This window comes from Ensifer sp. PDNC004, from assembly GCF_016919405.1.
In the GTDB taxonomy this organism is placed as follows: Bacteria; Pseudomonadota; Alphaproteobacteria; order Rhizobiales; family Rhizobiaceae; genus Ensifer.
Map to the genome: position 1 here is coordinate 2,151,699 of NZ_CP070353.1, position 14,939 is coordinate 2,166,637.

11 protein-coding genes are annotated in these 14,939 nt (G+C 62.3%); 5 read left to right on the forward strand and 6 right to left on the reverse strand.

What is annotated here, in order from left to right; translation table 11 throughout:
• The first annotated feature begins 22 nt into the window (after window positions 1–22).
• Window positions 23–1,705: an iron ABC transporter permease gene (locus JVX98_RS18720; protein WP_205237065.1), complete on the forward strand. Its 1,683-nt coding sequence runs from the start codon at window positions 23–25 to the stop codon at window positions 1,703–1,705.
• A 291-nt stretch (window positions 1,706–1,996) separates the two neighbouring features.
• On the opposite strand, the gene JVX98_RS18725 is transcribed toward JVX98_RS18720, so the two are convergent.
• Window positions 1,997–3,949: an acetoacetate--CoA ligase gene (locus JVX98_RS18725; protein WP_205237066.1), complete on the reverse strand. Its 1,953-nt coding sequence runs from the start codon at window positions 3,947–3,949 to the stop codon at window positions 1,997–1,999.
• A 186-nt stretch (window positions 3,950–4,135) separates the two neighbouring features.
• Between JVX98_RS18725 and JVX98_RS18730 the strand changes: the two genes are divergently transcribed.
• Complete coding sequence (locus tag JVX98_RS18730; RefSeq protein WP_205237067.1) at window positions 4,136–5,953, forward strand: AsmA family protein; 1,818 nt, start codon at window positions 4,136–4,138, stop codon at window positions 5,951–5,953.
• Between the two features lie 66 nt (window positions 5,954–6,019).
• Here JVX98_RS18730 and JVX98_RS18735 read toward each other — a convergent pair whose 3' ends face one another.
• From JVX98_RS18735 to JVX98_RS18750, 4 genes are all read right to left on the reverse strand, one after another.
• A complete protein-coding gene (locus JVX98_RS18735; RefSeq protein WP_205237068.1) occupies window positions 6,020–6,838 on the reverse strand; it encodes an ABC transporter permease subunit in 819 nt (272 codons plus the stop codon).
• 3 nt (window positions 6,839–6,841) lie between these two features.
• Window positions 6,842–7,753, reverse strand: a complete 912-nt coding sequence (locus JVX98_RS18740) for an ABC transporter permease subunit (protein WP_043618213.1) — start codon at window positions 7,751–7,753, stop codon at window positions 6,842–6,844.
• A 4-nt stretch (window positions 7,754–7,757) separates the two neighbouring features.
• A complete protein-coding gene (locus tag JVX98_RS18745; RefSeq protein WP_205237069.1) occupies window positions 7,758–8,900 on the reverse strand; it encodes an ABC transporter ATP-binding protein in 1,143 nt (380 codons plus the stop codon).
• Window positions 8,901–9,004: 104 nt separating this feature from the next.
• A complete protein-coding gene (locus tag JVX98_RS18750; protein ID WP_043618210.1) occupies window positions 9,005–10,099 on the reverse strand; it encodes a polyamine ABC transporter substrate-binding protein in 1,095 nt (364 codons plus the stop codon).
• A gap of 335 nt (window positions 10,100–10,434) precedes the next feature.
• Here JVX98_RS18750 and JVX98_RS18755 point away from each other — a divergent pair, with 335 nt between their 5' ends.
• Complete coding sequence (locus JVX98_RS18755) at window positions 10,435–11,403, forward strand: fatty acid desaturase family protein (RefSeq protein WP_205237070.1); 969 nt, start codon at window positions 10,435–10,437, stop codon at window positions 11,401–11,403.
• Here JVX98_RS18755 and JVX98_RS18760 read toward each other — a convergent pair.
• The gene (locus JVX98_RS18760) at window positions 11,397–12,806 is read right to left on the reverse strand and encodes a short-chain fatty acyl-CoA regulator family protein (RefSeq protein ID WP_205237071.1); all 1,410 of its coding nucleotides are present in this window, start codon (window positions 12,804–12,806) and stop codon (window positions 11,397–11,399) included. The genes JVX98_RS18755 and JVX98_RS18760 overlap by 7 nt on opposite strands.
• A gap of 228 nt (window positions 12,807–13,034) precedes the next feature.
• Here JVX98_RS18760 and aceA point away from each other — a divergent pair, with 228 nt between their 5' ends.
• Window positions 13,035–14,324 (forward strand): isocitrate lyase, encoded by a 1,290-nt coding sequence (gene aceA, locus JVX98_RS18765; protein ID WP_192447791.1) that lies wholly within the window; start codon window positions 13,035–13,037, stop codon window positions 14,322–14,324.
• A gap of 121 nt (window positions 14,325–14,445) precedes the next feature.
• A complete protein-coding gene (locus tag JVX98_RS18770) occupies window positions 14,446–14,685 on the forward strand; it encodes a hypothetical protein (protein WP_034800815.1) in 240 nt (79 codons plus the stop codon).
• Window positions 14,686–14,939 lie beyond the last annotated feature (254 nt).

The following is a 14,939-nucleotide window of genomic DNA, read 5'->3' on the forward strand; positions in this document are numbered from 1 at the left end:
GTTATGCCGCGGAATCGATCGATTGCAGTCCACATCTCAGAGCATCAAGCGCCGCCATGCGCGTGCCGGAACCGGTCTTTCGCATCCCCTGCTGGCGACCTGGGCCGGATTGACATCACTCATCGTGCTGATGCCAATCATCGCGATAGCCTGGCTGGCGATCTCGGGCGGCGGCGGCGACTGGCCGCATCTGATGCAGAACGTCATTCCGCGCGCCACCGGGCGTACGCTGCTCTTGATCTCGCTGACGGGTGCTACGACCGCCTTCGTCGGCATTCTCACCGCCTGGCTCGTCGCAAGCTGCGAGTTTCCGCTGCGACGCTTCCTGTCAGCCGCTCTGGTGTTGCCGCTCGCAATCCCCGCCTATCTCGCGGCCTATGCGTTCGGTGAGCTTTTCACTTTTACCGGGCCAGTGCAGGGGTTGATCCGCCTGGTCTTCGGCTTCAAGACCAGCCGTGACTACTGGTTTCCGGATATCCGCTCGCTCGGCGGCGCCGTGTTGGTGCTGAGCTCGGTTCTCTATCCCTATATCTATCTCGCCTGCCGCTCGATGTTCCTGATGCAGGGGCGCGCCGCCGCCGATGTCGCGCGCACGCTCGGTGCCGGGCCGCTGAAGGTGTTCTTCCGCATCCAGATCCCGATGGCCCGCCCGGCCATCATGATCGGCCTGACGCTGGTGGCGATGGAAACGCTGAACGACATCGGTGCGGTCGAATTCCTCGGCGTGCAGACGCTGACCTTCTCGATCTTCGACACCTGGCTCAACCGCGGCAGCCTCGCGGGCGCTGCACAAATCGCCTGCATCATGCTGGTCTTCGTCATTGGCCTGATGATGATCGAGCGGGCCGCACGGCGGCGCCAGCGCTTCTCCAGCCAGAAGACGACATCCGCCGTCCACGACGCCGCCCGGCTCGTGCTGTCCGGCTGGAAGAAGTGGGCCGCCACGGTCGCCTGCCTGCTGCCGGTGCTTTCAGGCTTTGCCGTTCCCGTGCTGATCCTCGGCAATTTTGCGCTCAAGCGCATCGACCAGTTCATCGAGCCGCGGCTGCTCAACGCGCTCTTTCATAGCATCCTCGTCTCGGGCGCCACCGCAACGGTTACCGTTCTGCTCGGGTTCGTGCTCGCCTATGCGGCGCGCACGGGACATTCGCGGGTGAGCGACATCGCCGGACGCCTCGCCTCCTTCGGCTATGGCGTGCCAGGCACCGTTCTTGCGATCGGCGTGCTCTTCCCGCTGGCCGCTCTCGACAACATCATCGATGCCGGCATGCGCGATACGTTCGGTGTTTCCACCGGGCTGATGATGACCGGCACCGGCTTTGCGATCATCTACGCCTGCAGCGTGCGCTTCCTCACCATGGCCGAGGGTTCGCTCGAAGCCGGTTTCCAGAAGCTTTCGCCGCATCTCGACATGGCAGCGCGCGCGCTCGGCCGCACCGGCGGCCAGACCCTGCGCACCGTCCTTCTGCCGATGATGCGCCCGGCGGTACTGACCGCCGCGCTCCTCGTCTTCATCGAGACGATGAAGGAGCTTTCTGCGACGATCATGCTCAGGCCCTTCAACTTCAACACGCTGGCGACACTCGTCTATGAGGACGCGTCCCGGGCCAAGGTCGAAGATGCTTCAGTCGCCGCGATGATCATCGTCGTCGCCGGCATGATCCCGGTCATCCTCGTGTCGCGGTCGCTTGAGCGCCGCTCCTGAGCCTCGTTCAGCAAGGCCCGGGCAGACGAGAGACACATAAAAAAAAAGGTGGCTGGGAGGCCACCTCGATAGTTGAATGCTAAACCAACAATCGCTCGAGAAGTAACGACGTCATGTCTGCGACGGCATCTCTGCCGAACGCCGATGCAACATCGATCGGCCTCAAGTTGGCATGACCATGCGCCCCCAATCCTTAACAAGACCTTACCCGCCGGATCCGCAATTTTAGGGATTTTTCAGCAAGTCTGAAGCCTTGGTTAATTCCAAAGACGCGAATCCGTTAACGTGCCCTCAATTTTTAAGGGCATCCAGTCCTGCATAAAGATCGAGCGCTTCCGGGTTGGCGAGCGCCTCCTTGTTCTTCACCGGACGGCCATGCACGACATCGCGGACGGCAAGCTCGACGATCTTGCCGGACTTCGTGCGCGGGATATCGGCGACCGCGATCACCTTTGCCGGCACATGGCGCGGCGAGGCGCCGACGCGGATGCGGTTCTTGATCGCCTTGGTCAGGTCGTCGGTCAGGGCAACGCCGGCGGCGAGACGAACGAAGAGAACGACGCGCACGTCGTCTTCCCAGTCCTGCCCGATGCAGAGCGCCTCTGCGACCTCTTCCATCTGCTCGACCTGATTGTAGATCTCCGCCGTGCCGATGCGCACCCCGCCGGGGTTCAAGGTTGCGTCCGAGCGCCCGTGGATGATGATGCCGCCATGCTCTGTCCATTCGGCGAAGTCGCCATGGCACCAGACATTGTCGAAACGCTCGAAATAGGCGGCGCGATACTTGGCACCTTCAGGGTCGTTCCAGAACATCACCGGCATCGACGGGAAGGCCTTGGTGCAGACGAGTTCCCCCTTCTCACCGCGCACCGATTGCCCTGCGTCGTTCCAGACGTCGATCGCGAGACCAAGACCCGGCCCCTGGATTTCGCCGCGCCAGACCGGCTTCAGCGGGTTGCCGAGGACGAAGCAGGAAACGATGTCGGTACCGCCCGAGATCGAGGCAAGCTGAACGTCCGACTTGATGCCCTCGTAGACGAAGGAGAAGCCTTCCGGCGACAGCGGCGAACCGGTCGAGGTCAATAGCCGAAGGGTGGAGAGATTATGCGTGTTGGCCGGGACGAAGCCGCCCTTGCGCACGGCGTCGATGTATTTCGCCGAGGTGCCGAACACCGCGAACTTCTCGGCCGCGGCATAGTCGAAGAGCACGTTGCCGTCGGGATAGAAGGGCGAGCCGTCGAACAGGCAGAGGGTGGCGCCGACGGCCAGGCCCGACACCAGCCAGTTCCACATCATCCAGCCGCAGGTGGTGAAATAGAAGAGCTTTTCGCCGCGACGAAGGCCGCAGTGGAAACGATGCTCCTTAAGGTGCTGCAGAAGCGTGCCGCCTGCCGAATGCACGATGCATTTGGGAACGCCCGTCGTGCCTGAGGAAAACAGCACATAGAGCGGATGGCCGAAAGGCACGCGTTCGAAGGTCAGGGTTGCTGCCGCAAACGGTGCGATGAAATCGTCGAGCGTCGCGCCCCCCTCGATCGAGGCCGCGAGTGCCGCGCTGTCGCCGGCATAGGGAACGATCAGCGCCGGCACGCCAAGGGCCTTGGAGACCGCGCGAACCTTGGCGTCGACGTCCTGGCGCTTGCCATTGTACCAATAGCCGTCGCAGGTGATGAACAGCTTCGGCGTGATCTGGCCGAAACGATCGAGAACGCCCTGCTCGCCGAAATCGGGAGAACAGGACGACCAGATCGCGCCGATCGAGGCGGTCGCCAACATCAAGGCGATGGTCTCGGGCATGTTCGGCATCATCGCTGCAACGCGGTCGCCGGGGCCGATACCTTCAGCCTTCAGCGCCTGCTGCAGGCGCGATACGAGGGCGCGAAGTTCGTCCCACGAGAGGCGATAGTCGATCTTGTCTTCACCGCGGAAGACGAGCGCGTCGCCGTCGCCGGTCTCGCGAAGAAGGTTCTCGGCAAAGTTCAACTTCGCCTCCGGGAAGAAGCGGGCATCGAGCATGCGGTCGCCGTTGACGAGGGCTGTTGCGCCGCGTTCGCCGATGACGCCGCAGTGCTCCCAGACCGCGGTCCAAAAGTCGCCGCGCTCGGCCACCGACCAGGCGTGGAAAGCATCATAATCCGCAAAGGTTCTGCCGAAGCGTTTGCTGCTCCAGGCGATGAATTCGGCCATGGGGCTATGCGCAAGGATTTCCGGACCCGGAACCCACAACGGCTGCTCTGCGTGCATGCTTTCCTCCACTCCTGCTCCATGCCCTCTATACCATGCTGCATCGCAAAATAAACAGCACCGGCAAGCGCCTCGTCATCGCGTGGACGACATTTACCTGTCTGTTGCCTGTCCGTCGCATTTGATTTCTGAAGACCGAAGGCCTATCCAAGCTGACGTGACCCAAGCGACGGCGACCAGGCGGACATGAGACGTAAATTTCTGCATATGATGCGCGACGTACGCCTGTTGTCGCGGCTGCGGCGCCGCCATTTCCTGTGGCCGGCCGCAATCGGCGTCGGGCTTGCAGCCGGCTACAACGCCGTCCTGCCTCTGCTGATTTCGACCACGAACGTGCGTCCGACCGTAGAGCACATGCTGGATGCCTGGTCCGGGGGCAAAAGCCGGATCGCCGGCAATCCCGAGATCAGCTTCTGGCCGGAACCGACGCTGACGCTCCGCTCGGCGACGATCGAAACGACGGACGGATCGTCCCGCAAGCTCGCGCATATCGGCAGCATAACCGCGACGTTCAGCCTATTCTCGGCGATCGACGGCACACCGGCGCTGCACGATGTCCGGCTGGTCGAGCCGGTCGTGACGCTCGAGCGGCGCACGGACGGCACACTCAACTGGCAGCGGCCGCACTGGCTGAATACACCGGACGTGCAGGCCGCCGACAAGGATACGCCGTTCGGCGACATCACGGTCGAAAACGGCCGCCTGCAGATCATCGACCTCGTCACCAACCAGACGCGGGAATTTTCCGGCATATCCGGAACAGTCTCCTGGCCGTCGTTCACCAAGCAGCTCAGCGCCCGGCTCTCCGGTACCCTTGCCGGACAGGTGGTGGCCTGGACGCTCGAATGCAACGAACCGCTGATGCTGCTGACCGGCCGCAACGCGGCGCTGAAGACGTCGCTATCCTCGGCGGCGCTCAATCTCTCGTTCGAAGGTAACGGCAATCTCTCCCAGACGCCGGCCGCGGCGGGACGATTGCAGGTTTCGACGGCCTCGTTGCAGGCCCTTGCCGCCTGGTACAGGGGCAAGGCGGCAGGCACGTTGCCGGACAGCGGCTTCAGCTTGAGTGCCAACGTCACCAGCGGCAAGGCCTCGCTGAAGCTCGACGAACTTCACCTGACGCTCGGCGGCGCCAATGCGACCGGCATCCTCGACATCTCCACGCCGATCGACAATACCCACCGCGTCGAAGGCACGCTCGCCTTCGACCGCATCGATCTCAACGGACTTCAGCCGTTCATCGACCCGCTGGAGCCGGACGAACTCAGGCAACAACTCGGCGATGCGTTCATGCGCAGCTGGCGTGCCGATGTGCGGCTGTCGGCGCAGGAGGCGCTGGTCGGCCCGCTGCGGCTCGAAGATCTCGCCGCCGGGGTCATCTTCGATCACGGGCGCGCCTCCGTGAACGTCGCCGACAGCACCTATGCCAATGGCCGGCTCAGCGGGCGGCTCGCCGCTTCGGAAGAGGGTCTGGCCGGCGGCGGCAGGCTGGAACTGGTGCTGAAAAATGCCGACCTTGCTGCAGCCCTTGCAGACTTCGGCTTCACCGGCCCGATCCCAACCGGCCGGGGCAATGTCAATCTGGATCTTACGACGCAACACCCGTTCTGGCGCACGCAGGTGGCCGAGGCTTCCGGCCGCATCAGGCTTTCGCTTGCCAATGGCAATCTCACAGGCTTCGACGCAAATGCCTTTGCGAACCTTGTGCGGGCCGGCGAATTCTTTTCGCTGTCGCAGGCGAGCGACGGCAACTTCGCCTTCCAGACGGCGGACATCGAAGCCAACTTCGAGGAAGGATCGGCGCGGCTGAACCGGGCGCTCTTTGCCGGCCAGACCGGCAATCTCTCGGTCAACGGCGTCATTCCCTATCGCAGCGGCAGCCTGGCGCTTGCCGGCACCTACATCGACACGCTGAACGCCGGGCAAAGGCTGCGTTTCTTCGTCGGCGGTTCCTGGCCGAATGCGGTGATCTCGCCCCTGTCGGTTCTCGGCGAACCCAACTGAAAACGGCCGGTGTCAGGGACGCCGACCGCTGGTTTCATAAACCGGCCTTGGCGAAGGCTCAGCGGATCAGGACTGGGCGAAGGCGGCCCGCTCGTCCCGCTCGCGTTGCGCCTCGCGCTGCTTGGTAACAATCGAGGCAACCACCACGCCGATCGCGACCACGCCAATGAGGATGGTGCAGATCGCGTTGATTTCCGGCGTCACGCCCAGCCGCACCTGGCTGTAGATCTTCATCGGCAGCGTCGTGGCGCCCGGTCCCGTGGTGAAGCTCGAGATCACCAGATCGTCCAGCGACAGCGTGAAGGCGAGAACCCAGCCGGAAAACACCGCGGGCGCGATGACCGGAAGGGTGATAGAGAAGAATGTCGTCACCGGCGTGGCGCCGAGATCCAGAGCCGCCTCTTCGATCGACCGGTCGAAGCTGAGCAAGCGCGACTGCACCACCACGGCAACGAAGCACATGGTGAAGGTGATGTGCGCCAGCGTGATCGTCCAGAAGCCGCGGTCGAGACCGATGGCAACGAACAGCAACAGCAACGACAGGCCGGTGATCACCTCGGGCATGACGAGCGGCGCATAGACCATGCCGGAAAACAGCATGCGGCCACGGAAGCGGGTGTAGCGGACGAGCGCCAAAGCCGCGAGCGTACCGAGCACGGTGGCGAAGGTCGCCGAGATCAGCGCGACGCGGATCGTCACCCAGGCGGCATCGAGCAGCGCCTGGTTATGCCAGAGCTGCGCGTACCACTTGGTCGAAAAGCCGGCCCAAACGGTGACAAGCTTCGATTCATTGAAGGAGAAGACCACCAGAAGCACGATCGGCAGGTAGAGGAAGCCGAAGCCGAGCACGATCGAGGCGATGTTGAAGCGTGACCAGTTGCCCATGTCCTACCTCCCCTCGCTGTCGGCTTTGGCCTGGGCGTTCTGGAAGTAGACGATCGGTAACACCAGGATCAGAAGCAGGATCGTCGCCACGGCCGAGGAAACCGGCCAGTCGCGGTTGGCGTTGAATTCGTTCCAGAGCGTCTTGCCGATCATCAACGTCTCCGAACCGCCGAGCAGGTCGGGGATAACGAATTCGCCGACGGCGGGGATGAAGACCAGCAGGCAGCCGGCGACGACGCCCGCCAGCGACATCGGGAATGTCACGCGCCAGAAGGCGGTAAACGGCGTGCAGCCGAGGTCGAGTGCCGCCTCCGTCAAGGTGTGATCCATCTTCTCGAGCGACGAATAGATCGGCAGCACCATGAACGGCAGATAGGAATAGACGATGCCGATGTAGATCGCCCAATTGGTGTTGAGGATGATCAGCGGCTGGTCGATGACGTTGATGCTCAGCAGGAACTGGTTGAGCAACCCTTCGGGCTTCAGGATCGCGATCCAGGCGTAGACGCGGATCAGGAAGCTCGTCCAGAACGGCAGGATCACGAGCATCAGCAGCGTCGGGCGAATGGTCTTCGGCGCCTTCGCCATGCCGTAGGCGACCGGATAGGCGATCAGCAGCGTCAGCACGGTCGAAACCGCCGCGATGATGACGCTCGACACATAGGCGTTGAAGTAGAGGACATCCTCCGTCAGCCAGACGTAGTTGTCGAACGAGAACTCTTTCGCCTTTTCAAGGATGCCGGACAAGCCACCGAAGAGATCGAAGACCGGCGTATAGGGCGGCATCGCCACCGCCGTCTGCGACAGCGAGATACGGAAGACGATGAAGAACGGGATCAGGAAGAAAAACAGCAGCCAGGCATAGGGGATGATGATGACGAGGCGGCTGAAGAGGGCGGATGCGACACGGGTCATGGCCTCAATCCTTCAGAACGACGCCGGCGTCTTCGCCGAAGGAAACCCAGACCTCCTGGTCGTAGCCGAGCGGATCCTCGACCGCGCGCACCGCATTCAGCGACGACGCCTTGATCACGCGTCCATCCTTCAGGCGCACGTGGAAGACGGTCATGTCGCCGAGATAGCCGATATCCCAGATCTCGCCCTGAACGGCGTTGACGGGCGCGTGGGCCGGCGCCTGACGGCTGACGCGGATCTTTTCCGGGCGGACGGCGACGGCCGACTTGCCGCCGGCAGCCGGCGTCTCGGGCGATGCCATGCGGATGGGGAAACCGTTGGTGCCTTCAAGGCGCACATAACCGCCCTCGGCCCCGGAGACCGCTCCTTCGAAAATGTTGACGTCGCCGATGAAGTCCGCGACGAAACGCGAGTTCGGCGCCTCGTAGATTTCGGCAGGGGTCGCCACCTGGATGACCTTGCCGTGGCTCATCACCGCGATGCGGTCGGCCATGGTCATCGCCTCTTCCTGGTCGTGGGTGACGACGACGAAGGTTAGGCCGAGTTCCTGCTGCAGATCCATCAGTTCGAACTGGGTTTCCTCGCGCAGCTTCTTGTCGAGCGCGCCGAGCGGTTCGTCGAGGAGCAGCACCTTCGGCCGCTTGGCGAGCGAGCGGGCAAGGGCGACACGCTGGCGCTGACCGCCCGACAACTGGTGCGGCTTGCGCTGGGAGAACTTTTCGAGCTTTACCAGCTTCAGCATCTGGGCGACGCGCTCGGCAATATCCGCCTTCGGCATGCCATCCTGCTTCAGGCCGAAGGCGATGTTCTTCTCCACGTTCATATGCGGGAAGAGCGCGTAGGACTGGAACATCATGTTGACCGGACGCCTGTAGGGCGGAATGCCGGCCAGGCTCTGCCCGTCGAGGATGATCTCGCCCGACGTCGGCTGTTCGAAGCCGGCGAGCATGCGCAGAAGCGTCGACTTTCCGCAGCCGGACGCACCCAGAAGCGCAAAGAACTCGCGCGTGTAGATATCCAGCGAAAGGTCGTCGACGGCGGTGAAATCGCCGAACCGCTTGGTCACGTTCTTGAAGGAAATGAATGGCTTGGAAGCGGGATCCGCCCAAGGGGCAAAGGACCGCCGGATACTGCCGAGAGACTTCATCATCTATCCCCGAATGATACAGCCGATGGGCACTCTCGTTTTCCCCGGTGCCCCCTTAAGAAAATTGCCCGGATTTTGAGGTCCGGGCAATTCGTTTTCCGCTCTTACTGGCCGGTTACGACCTTTGTCCAGAGTCGGGTCAACACCCTCTGTTCTTTCGCCTCGAAGGGCGTCACCGTGAACAGTTTCTGCATCACCTCGTCCGACGGATAGATGGCGCTGTCTTCCAAAACAGCCTTGTCAAGAAACTGCTGCGAGGCCTTGTTGCCGTTGGCGTAGAAGACGTAGTTCGATGCCTTGGCCACGACTTCGGGCTTCATCATGTAGTTGAGGAAGGCGTGCGCCTCCTCCACGTGCGGTGCATCAGCCGGGATCGCAAGCATGTCGAACCACATCTGCGCGCCCTGGGACGGGATCGCGTAGTCGACGGTCACACCGGCCTTGGCTTCGGCAGCACGGTCGCGGGCCTGGAAGACGTCGCCGGAAAAGCCGATTGCAAGGCAGATGTCGCCGTTGGCAAGCGCATTGATGTATTCCGACGAATGGAACTTGCGCACATTGGGACGGATACTCGCCAGCAGCTCAGCCGCCTTTTCCAGATCGGCAGCCTCGTGGCTATCCGGATTGAGGCCGAGATAGGCGAGCGCCGAAGGCATCACGTCGGTCGGGGAATCGAGGATGTGGATGCCGCAATCCTTGAACTTCGCCGCCAGTTCCGGCTTGAAGATGACGTCCCAGTTGGGCTTCTCGTCGGTACCGAGGATCGCCTTCATCTTGTCGACGTTGTAGCCGATGCCGGTCGTGCCCCACATGTAGTCGATGGCATAGTCGTTGCCCGGATCGTACTTTGCCGTACGCTCCATGATCACGTCCCACATGTTGGAAAGGTTCGGCAGCTTCGACTTGTCGAGCTTCTGGAACACGCCCGCGGCGATCTGCCGCTGCAGGAAGGTTGCCGTCGGCACCACCACGTCGTAGCCGGAGCCCCCGGCAAGCAGCTTCGTCTCCAGGATCTCGTTGCTGTCGAAGACGTCGTAGACGACCTTGATGCCGGTCTCCTTGGTGAAATCTTCCAGAATGCTGCTGTCGATATAGTCCGACCAGTTGTAGACGTTGACCACGCGCTCCTGCGCGGAGGCCAGCATGGTCGAGCCGGCCAGAACGGCTGCCGCCAGGGTTGTGACGATGAGCTTGGACATACAACTCCCCTCTTGGTTTTTTCGTATCGGGCCCGGCACACCGGGACACCGTCCAATCCGCTTCGTTCAGGCCGGAGGTTAGGCATCTTTCTCGATAACCTCAAGCGCTTTCGTGCCGATAAGAAGCGCCGCCCTGTGGCCCCGTCAATTTCACAAGTCGAAGAAAAACGGGCACTTATGGCGGCTGGCTTCCAGCCTGCCGTCCTCGACCCGGCCGCGGCGGCACCGTTAACCATAGCTTTGCCGCCTCTGTACGGACCGCCATTTACGATTGATTAACCATGATCGCCATGCGATTTTCCCGACAGTAGCGGTGAAGGATCTCAGGTGTCGTCATGGATGAGCAGGTCGTCGGCGGGAAAAGCCGCAGGATCGATCCGAAGCAGTTGAAGCGCCTGTCGGCGCTCGAGCCGCGAAAGGCCCTTGCGGCAATCGCATTCGACTGGGCGTTGATTGCATCAGCCATCGCCGTCAGCGAGTATTTCGGCAACCTCTTCGTCTACCTCGTTGCCGTGGTGTTGATCGCCGGACGCATGCATGCGCTCGGCTGCATGATCCACGAGGCGGCGCACTACCGCATCATCCGCAACCGGAAAATCAGCGACTGGATGAGCGACCTGCTGCTCGCCTGGCCAGTGCTGGCCACCGTCGACGGCTATCGCCAGAACCACCTCGCCCACCATCAGCATGCCAATACCGATGAGGATCCGGACTGGACGGCGAAGCTCGGCATGCCGCAATTCACCTTTCCGCAAAAGGTCGCGCGCGGCATCACGCAACTGCTCGGCTATCTCGTCGCGGTCAATTCGCTGCGCGACATGCTGCACATGGCCAAGCGCATGGGGAAGAACGATCGCTCGACGCTTCAGTACAAGCTGCTGCGAATCGGCTTCTACGTCGCCGCCGCCGCGATCTTCACGTTCTTCGGCATCTGGCGGGAAGTGGCGCTCTACTGGGTGGTGCCGTTCCTCACCTTCTTCTGTCTGTTCCTTTATATACGCAGCGTCGCCGAGCATTTCGGCAGCATTGATTATAGCGATGAACTGACGAGTTCACGCACGGTCTATCCGCATGCCTGGGAGAAGCTGTTCTTCGCACCCCACAACATCAACTACCACCTGGAGCACCATCTCTATCCGGGCGTGCCGTTCTACAATTTGCCGGAACTGCACGCGATTTTGATGCGCAACAAGGCCTATGCCGACAAGGCGCACATCACCCGCGGCTACACAACGGGACTGCCGGCAGAATGCTTCGCGGCGAATGCGCCGCTTCTGCCGAACCAGCACCCCGTCAGCTACTGAAAATCGAAAACGCTGAGTCCCGTCGCCATCTCGTCGAGCCCGAGCGGGCGGGTGACCGGCGGCTCGGCGCGCGCGAGACAGCCTTGGCGCTCGCAGAGCCGACAGGCGGCACCGATCGCGACTGCCGGCGGCAACGCGGATCCATAGACGGTCTCGTCGGCAACCGACGCCTCGCAGCCAAGAAGAAGCGCCGTACGCCGGACACGCTCATGGAACGCCGCCTGCGGCCCTTCCAGCGTGCGCGCCACCGTTAGGAACTCGGCACTGTCGGGCATTTCGACACAATCGACCAGGACCTGCCCCGGCACCGAGAAGGCGGCGTGGATATTGAGCTTCGGACAGCCACCACCGAATTTCGCCTGCGGAAAGCCCGATGCGCCGGCCCGCCGCAACCGGTGGCCAGCACTGTCGATCTCCATGAGGAAGAACGGCAGCCCTTGGGCACCGGGGCGCTGCAGCATGGTCAGCCGGTTGGCGGCCTGCTCGAACGAGACCTGGAAGCGGGCACGCAGGACATCGATGTCGTACTTCGCCCGCTGTGCGGCGGCAAGGAAAGCGGCATAGGGCATCATCAGGGCGTGCGCGCCGTAGCGCGCCAGCTCGAAGCGAGCGATGCGGCGCGCTTCCGCAGTCGAAAGCCTTAACATCCCAAGCTCCGCCGTTATCGCCTCATGACAGGCAATCGACACGGCCTCCATGGCGATCTCGCGCAACTGGTCGTAGGGCGACAGCCGCTCGGAGACGAAGAGGCGCATGGAGTGCCTGTCGAAGCGACGGCGCAGGTTCGGCATGGCGTGCACCGGCAGGCTGCGCACGACGAGGCCGTGCTCCTTCTTCAGCCAGGTCTTGAGCGCGCCGATCAGATCGTCACCCGGCGACAGCGCCTCGTGGAAGGTTTCCGCCGCCGCCTCGATGCCGGCGAAATAATTCGGCCGCCCCTCGAAGGTCTCGCGCACCTCGTCCATCGGCAGCCGCGTGCCCGAAAGCGCCTCCATGTGCCCCTGCCCCGCCAGAAGGTCCGCCAGATCCTTGAGGCGTGAGGCCTGTTCGCGATAGGCGCGATAGAGCTTGACGACGCCGCCGGCGGCATTGGGGGCAGCTTCCGCCACCTCGATCAGCTCCTGCTCCCCCGGCAACTCCGCCGACAGCAGCGGATCGGCGAAAACCTCGCGCAATTGCGTGAGGCTGCCGCCGGTTTCGCCCTGCAATTCGTCGAGATCGACCTTGTAGACCGAGGCAAGCTTCAAAAGCAGTTGCACCGTCAGCGGTCGCTGGTTTCGCTCGATCAGATTGAGGTAGGACGGCGAGATGCCGAGCGCCTCGGCCATGGCCGTCTGGGTCAGCGACAGGCCATTGCGAATGCGCCTGACCCGCGGACCGGCAAAGATCTTGTTCTCAGCCATTTGTAACTACCTTTACAATCCGTGTGACCCAGGGCGCTTTACATTTTTTACAAATTTACTTCGCCACCCTGTCAAAGGCAAGACAAGATAACCCTTTTGATATCGCCAGTTCATTGTTTCCAATAGCCGAATACTGCAGCGCAATGTAAAAACTGTCACATGAACTCGAAACACAAAGCGCCGTACGACAAAAGTCGAATGGGTGTTTGATTTTGACAGGAGGAAGTAATGACTGATTTTTACAAGCTCGTTCCCAGCGCACCGCAAGGCCGCTTCGATGGCGTCGATCGACCCTATACCGCAGAGACCGTGAAGCGGCTGCGCGGGTCGGTCGAGATCCGCCATTCGCTGGCCGAAATGGGCGCGAACCGCTTGTGGAAACTCATTCACGAGGACGACTTCGTCAACGCACTGGGCGCACTTTCGGGCAACCAGGCCATGCAGATGGTCCGCGCCGGCCTTAAGGCGATCTATCTCTCCGGCTGGCAGGTCGCGGCCGACGCCAACACCGCTTCGGCCATGTATCCCGACCAGTCGCTCTATCCGGCCAATGCCGCGCCTGAGCTTGCCAAGCGCATCAATCGCACGCTGCAGCGTGCCGACCAGATCGAGACCTCCGAGGGCAAGGGCCTTTCGGTCGACACCTGGTTCGCACCGATCGTCGCCGACGCCGAAGCCGGCTTCGGCGGCCCTCTCAACGCCTTCGAGATCATGAAGGCCTTCATCGAGGCAGGGGCTGCCGGCGTCCACTACGAGGACCAGCTTGCATCTGAAAAGAAGTGCGGCCATCTCGGCGGCAAGGTGCTGATCCCGACGGCGGCCCATATCCGCAACCTGAACGCGGCCCGGCTTGCCGCCGACGTCATGGGAACGCCGACGCTGGTCATCGCCCGCACCGATGCGGAGGCCGCCAAGCTCTTGACCTCCGATATCGACGAGCGTGACCGCCCCTTCGTCGATTACGATGCCGGCCGTACGGTCGAAGGCTTCTACCAGGTGAAGAACGGGCTTGAGCCCTGCATCGCCCGCGCGGTCGCCTATGCGCCGCATTGCGATCTCATCTGGTGCGAAACCTCGAAGCCAGACCTCGAGCAGGCCCGCAAGTTCGCCGAGGGCGTGCACAAGGTGCATCCGGGCAAGCTGCTTGCCTACAATTGCTCGCCGTCGTTCAACTGGAAAAAGAACCTCGACGACGCGACGATCGCCAAGTTCCAGCGAGAGCTCGGCGCGATGGGCTACAAGTTCCAGTTCATCACGCTGGCCGGCTTCCACCAGCTGAACTTCGGCATGTTCGAACTGGCGCGCGGCTACAAGGCACGGCAGATGGCCGCCTATTCGGAGCTGCAGGAGGCGGAATTCGCCGCCGAGGTCAACGGCTACACCGCCACCAAGCACCAGCGCGAAGTCGGCACCGGCTATTTCGACGCCGTCTCGATGGCGATCACCGGTGGCCAGTCCTCGACAACAGCCATGAAGGAATCGACCGAGCACGATCAGTTCCGCCCGGCCGCAGAGTGAAAGCCCGGCGGGAGCGTGGCAATCCCTGCCCGCTGCGCTCCTGCCGACCCCTCGTAAGTGAAATGGATGCGGGCGGAAATCCGCAAGCACGCTCCAGCCTCGAACCTCAAGGAGAAGTCCAATGACAGTCCAGACACGCGTCAAGGAACGGGCCGAGGAACAGTCTTCGGCGATGACCCCGGACCAGCAGGCGGCAATCCGCATGGTCGCCAACGACCTGCATCGCCTCAACCAGTCCGTGATGAAGGCCGTCGATGCCGGCGTTTCGGTCGAACTCGTGCGCTCGGCTCGCCACCACGGCGGCGAAGGCAACTGGGGCGACTTGCTGATCCCGGTTATCGTCACCCAGGGCCGGCCATGATGCTCGCCACAACGGTGTTTGGGGCGATTCTACTGTCGCCGCTACCGCTCCGCCACAAAGCTGTCGCCGCAGCGACAAAAGCAACCAAGGGTTGATTTTTTCGAAGACGATTGAAAGTGGGAGAAATTGGAATGGCCGGCGCTTTGCCGGCTATTCTGCGTTGTCAGGATGGTATCGCACGCAAGGAATGCTTGTCTCCGCTATTTCAGGTTGATCGAATCTGCGATGCCTGGCTATATTAGACATACCTGTCT

Coding starts and splice junctions, on each gene's coding strand:
- JVX98_RS18755 (WP_205237070.1), top strand. CDS start 10,435: ATGGATGAGCAGGTCGTCGGCGGGAAAAGCCGCAGGATCGATCCGAAG.
- JVX98_RS18730 (WP_205237067.1), top strand. CDS start 4,136: ATGAGACGTAAATTTCTGCATATGATGCGCGACGTACGCCTGTTGTCG.
- JVX98_RS18750 (WP_043618210.1), bottom strand. CDS start 10,099: ATGTCCAAGCTCATCGTCACAACCCTGGCGGCAGCCGTTCTGGCCGGC.
- JVX98_RS18760 (WP_205237071.1), bottom strand. CDS start 12,806: ATGGCTGAGAACAAGATCTTTGCCGGTCCGCGGGTCAGGCGCATTCGC.
- JVX98_RS18745 (WP_205237069.1), bottom strand. CDS start 8,900: ATGAAGTCTCTCGGCAGTATCCGGCGGTCCTTTGCCCCTTGGGCGGAT.
- JVX98_RS18725 (WP_205237066.1), bottom strand. CDS start 3,949: ATGCACGCAGAGCAGCCGTTGTGGGTTCCGGGTCCGGAAATCCTTGCG.
- JVX98_RS18740 (WP_043618213.1), bottom strand. CDS start 7,753: ATGACCCGTGTCGCATCCGCCCTCTTCAGCCGCCTCGTCATCATCATC.
- JVX98_RS18735 (WP_205237068.1), bottom strand. CDS start 6,838: ATGGGCAACTGGTCACGCTTCAACATCGCCTCGATCGTGCTCGGCTTC.
- aceA (WP_192447791.1), top strand. CDS start 13,035: ATGACTGATTTTTACAAGCTCGTTCCCAGCGCACCGCAAGGCCGCTTC.
- JVX98_RS18770 (WP_034800815.1), top strand. CDS start 14,446: ATGACAGTCCAGACACGCGTCAAGGAACGGGCCGAGGAACAGTCTTCG.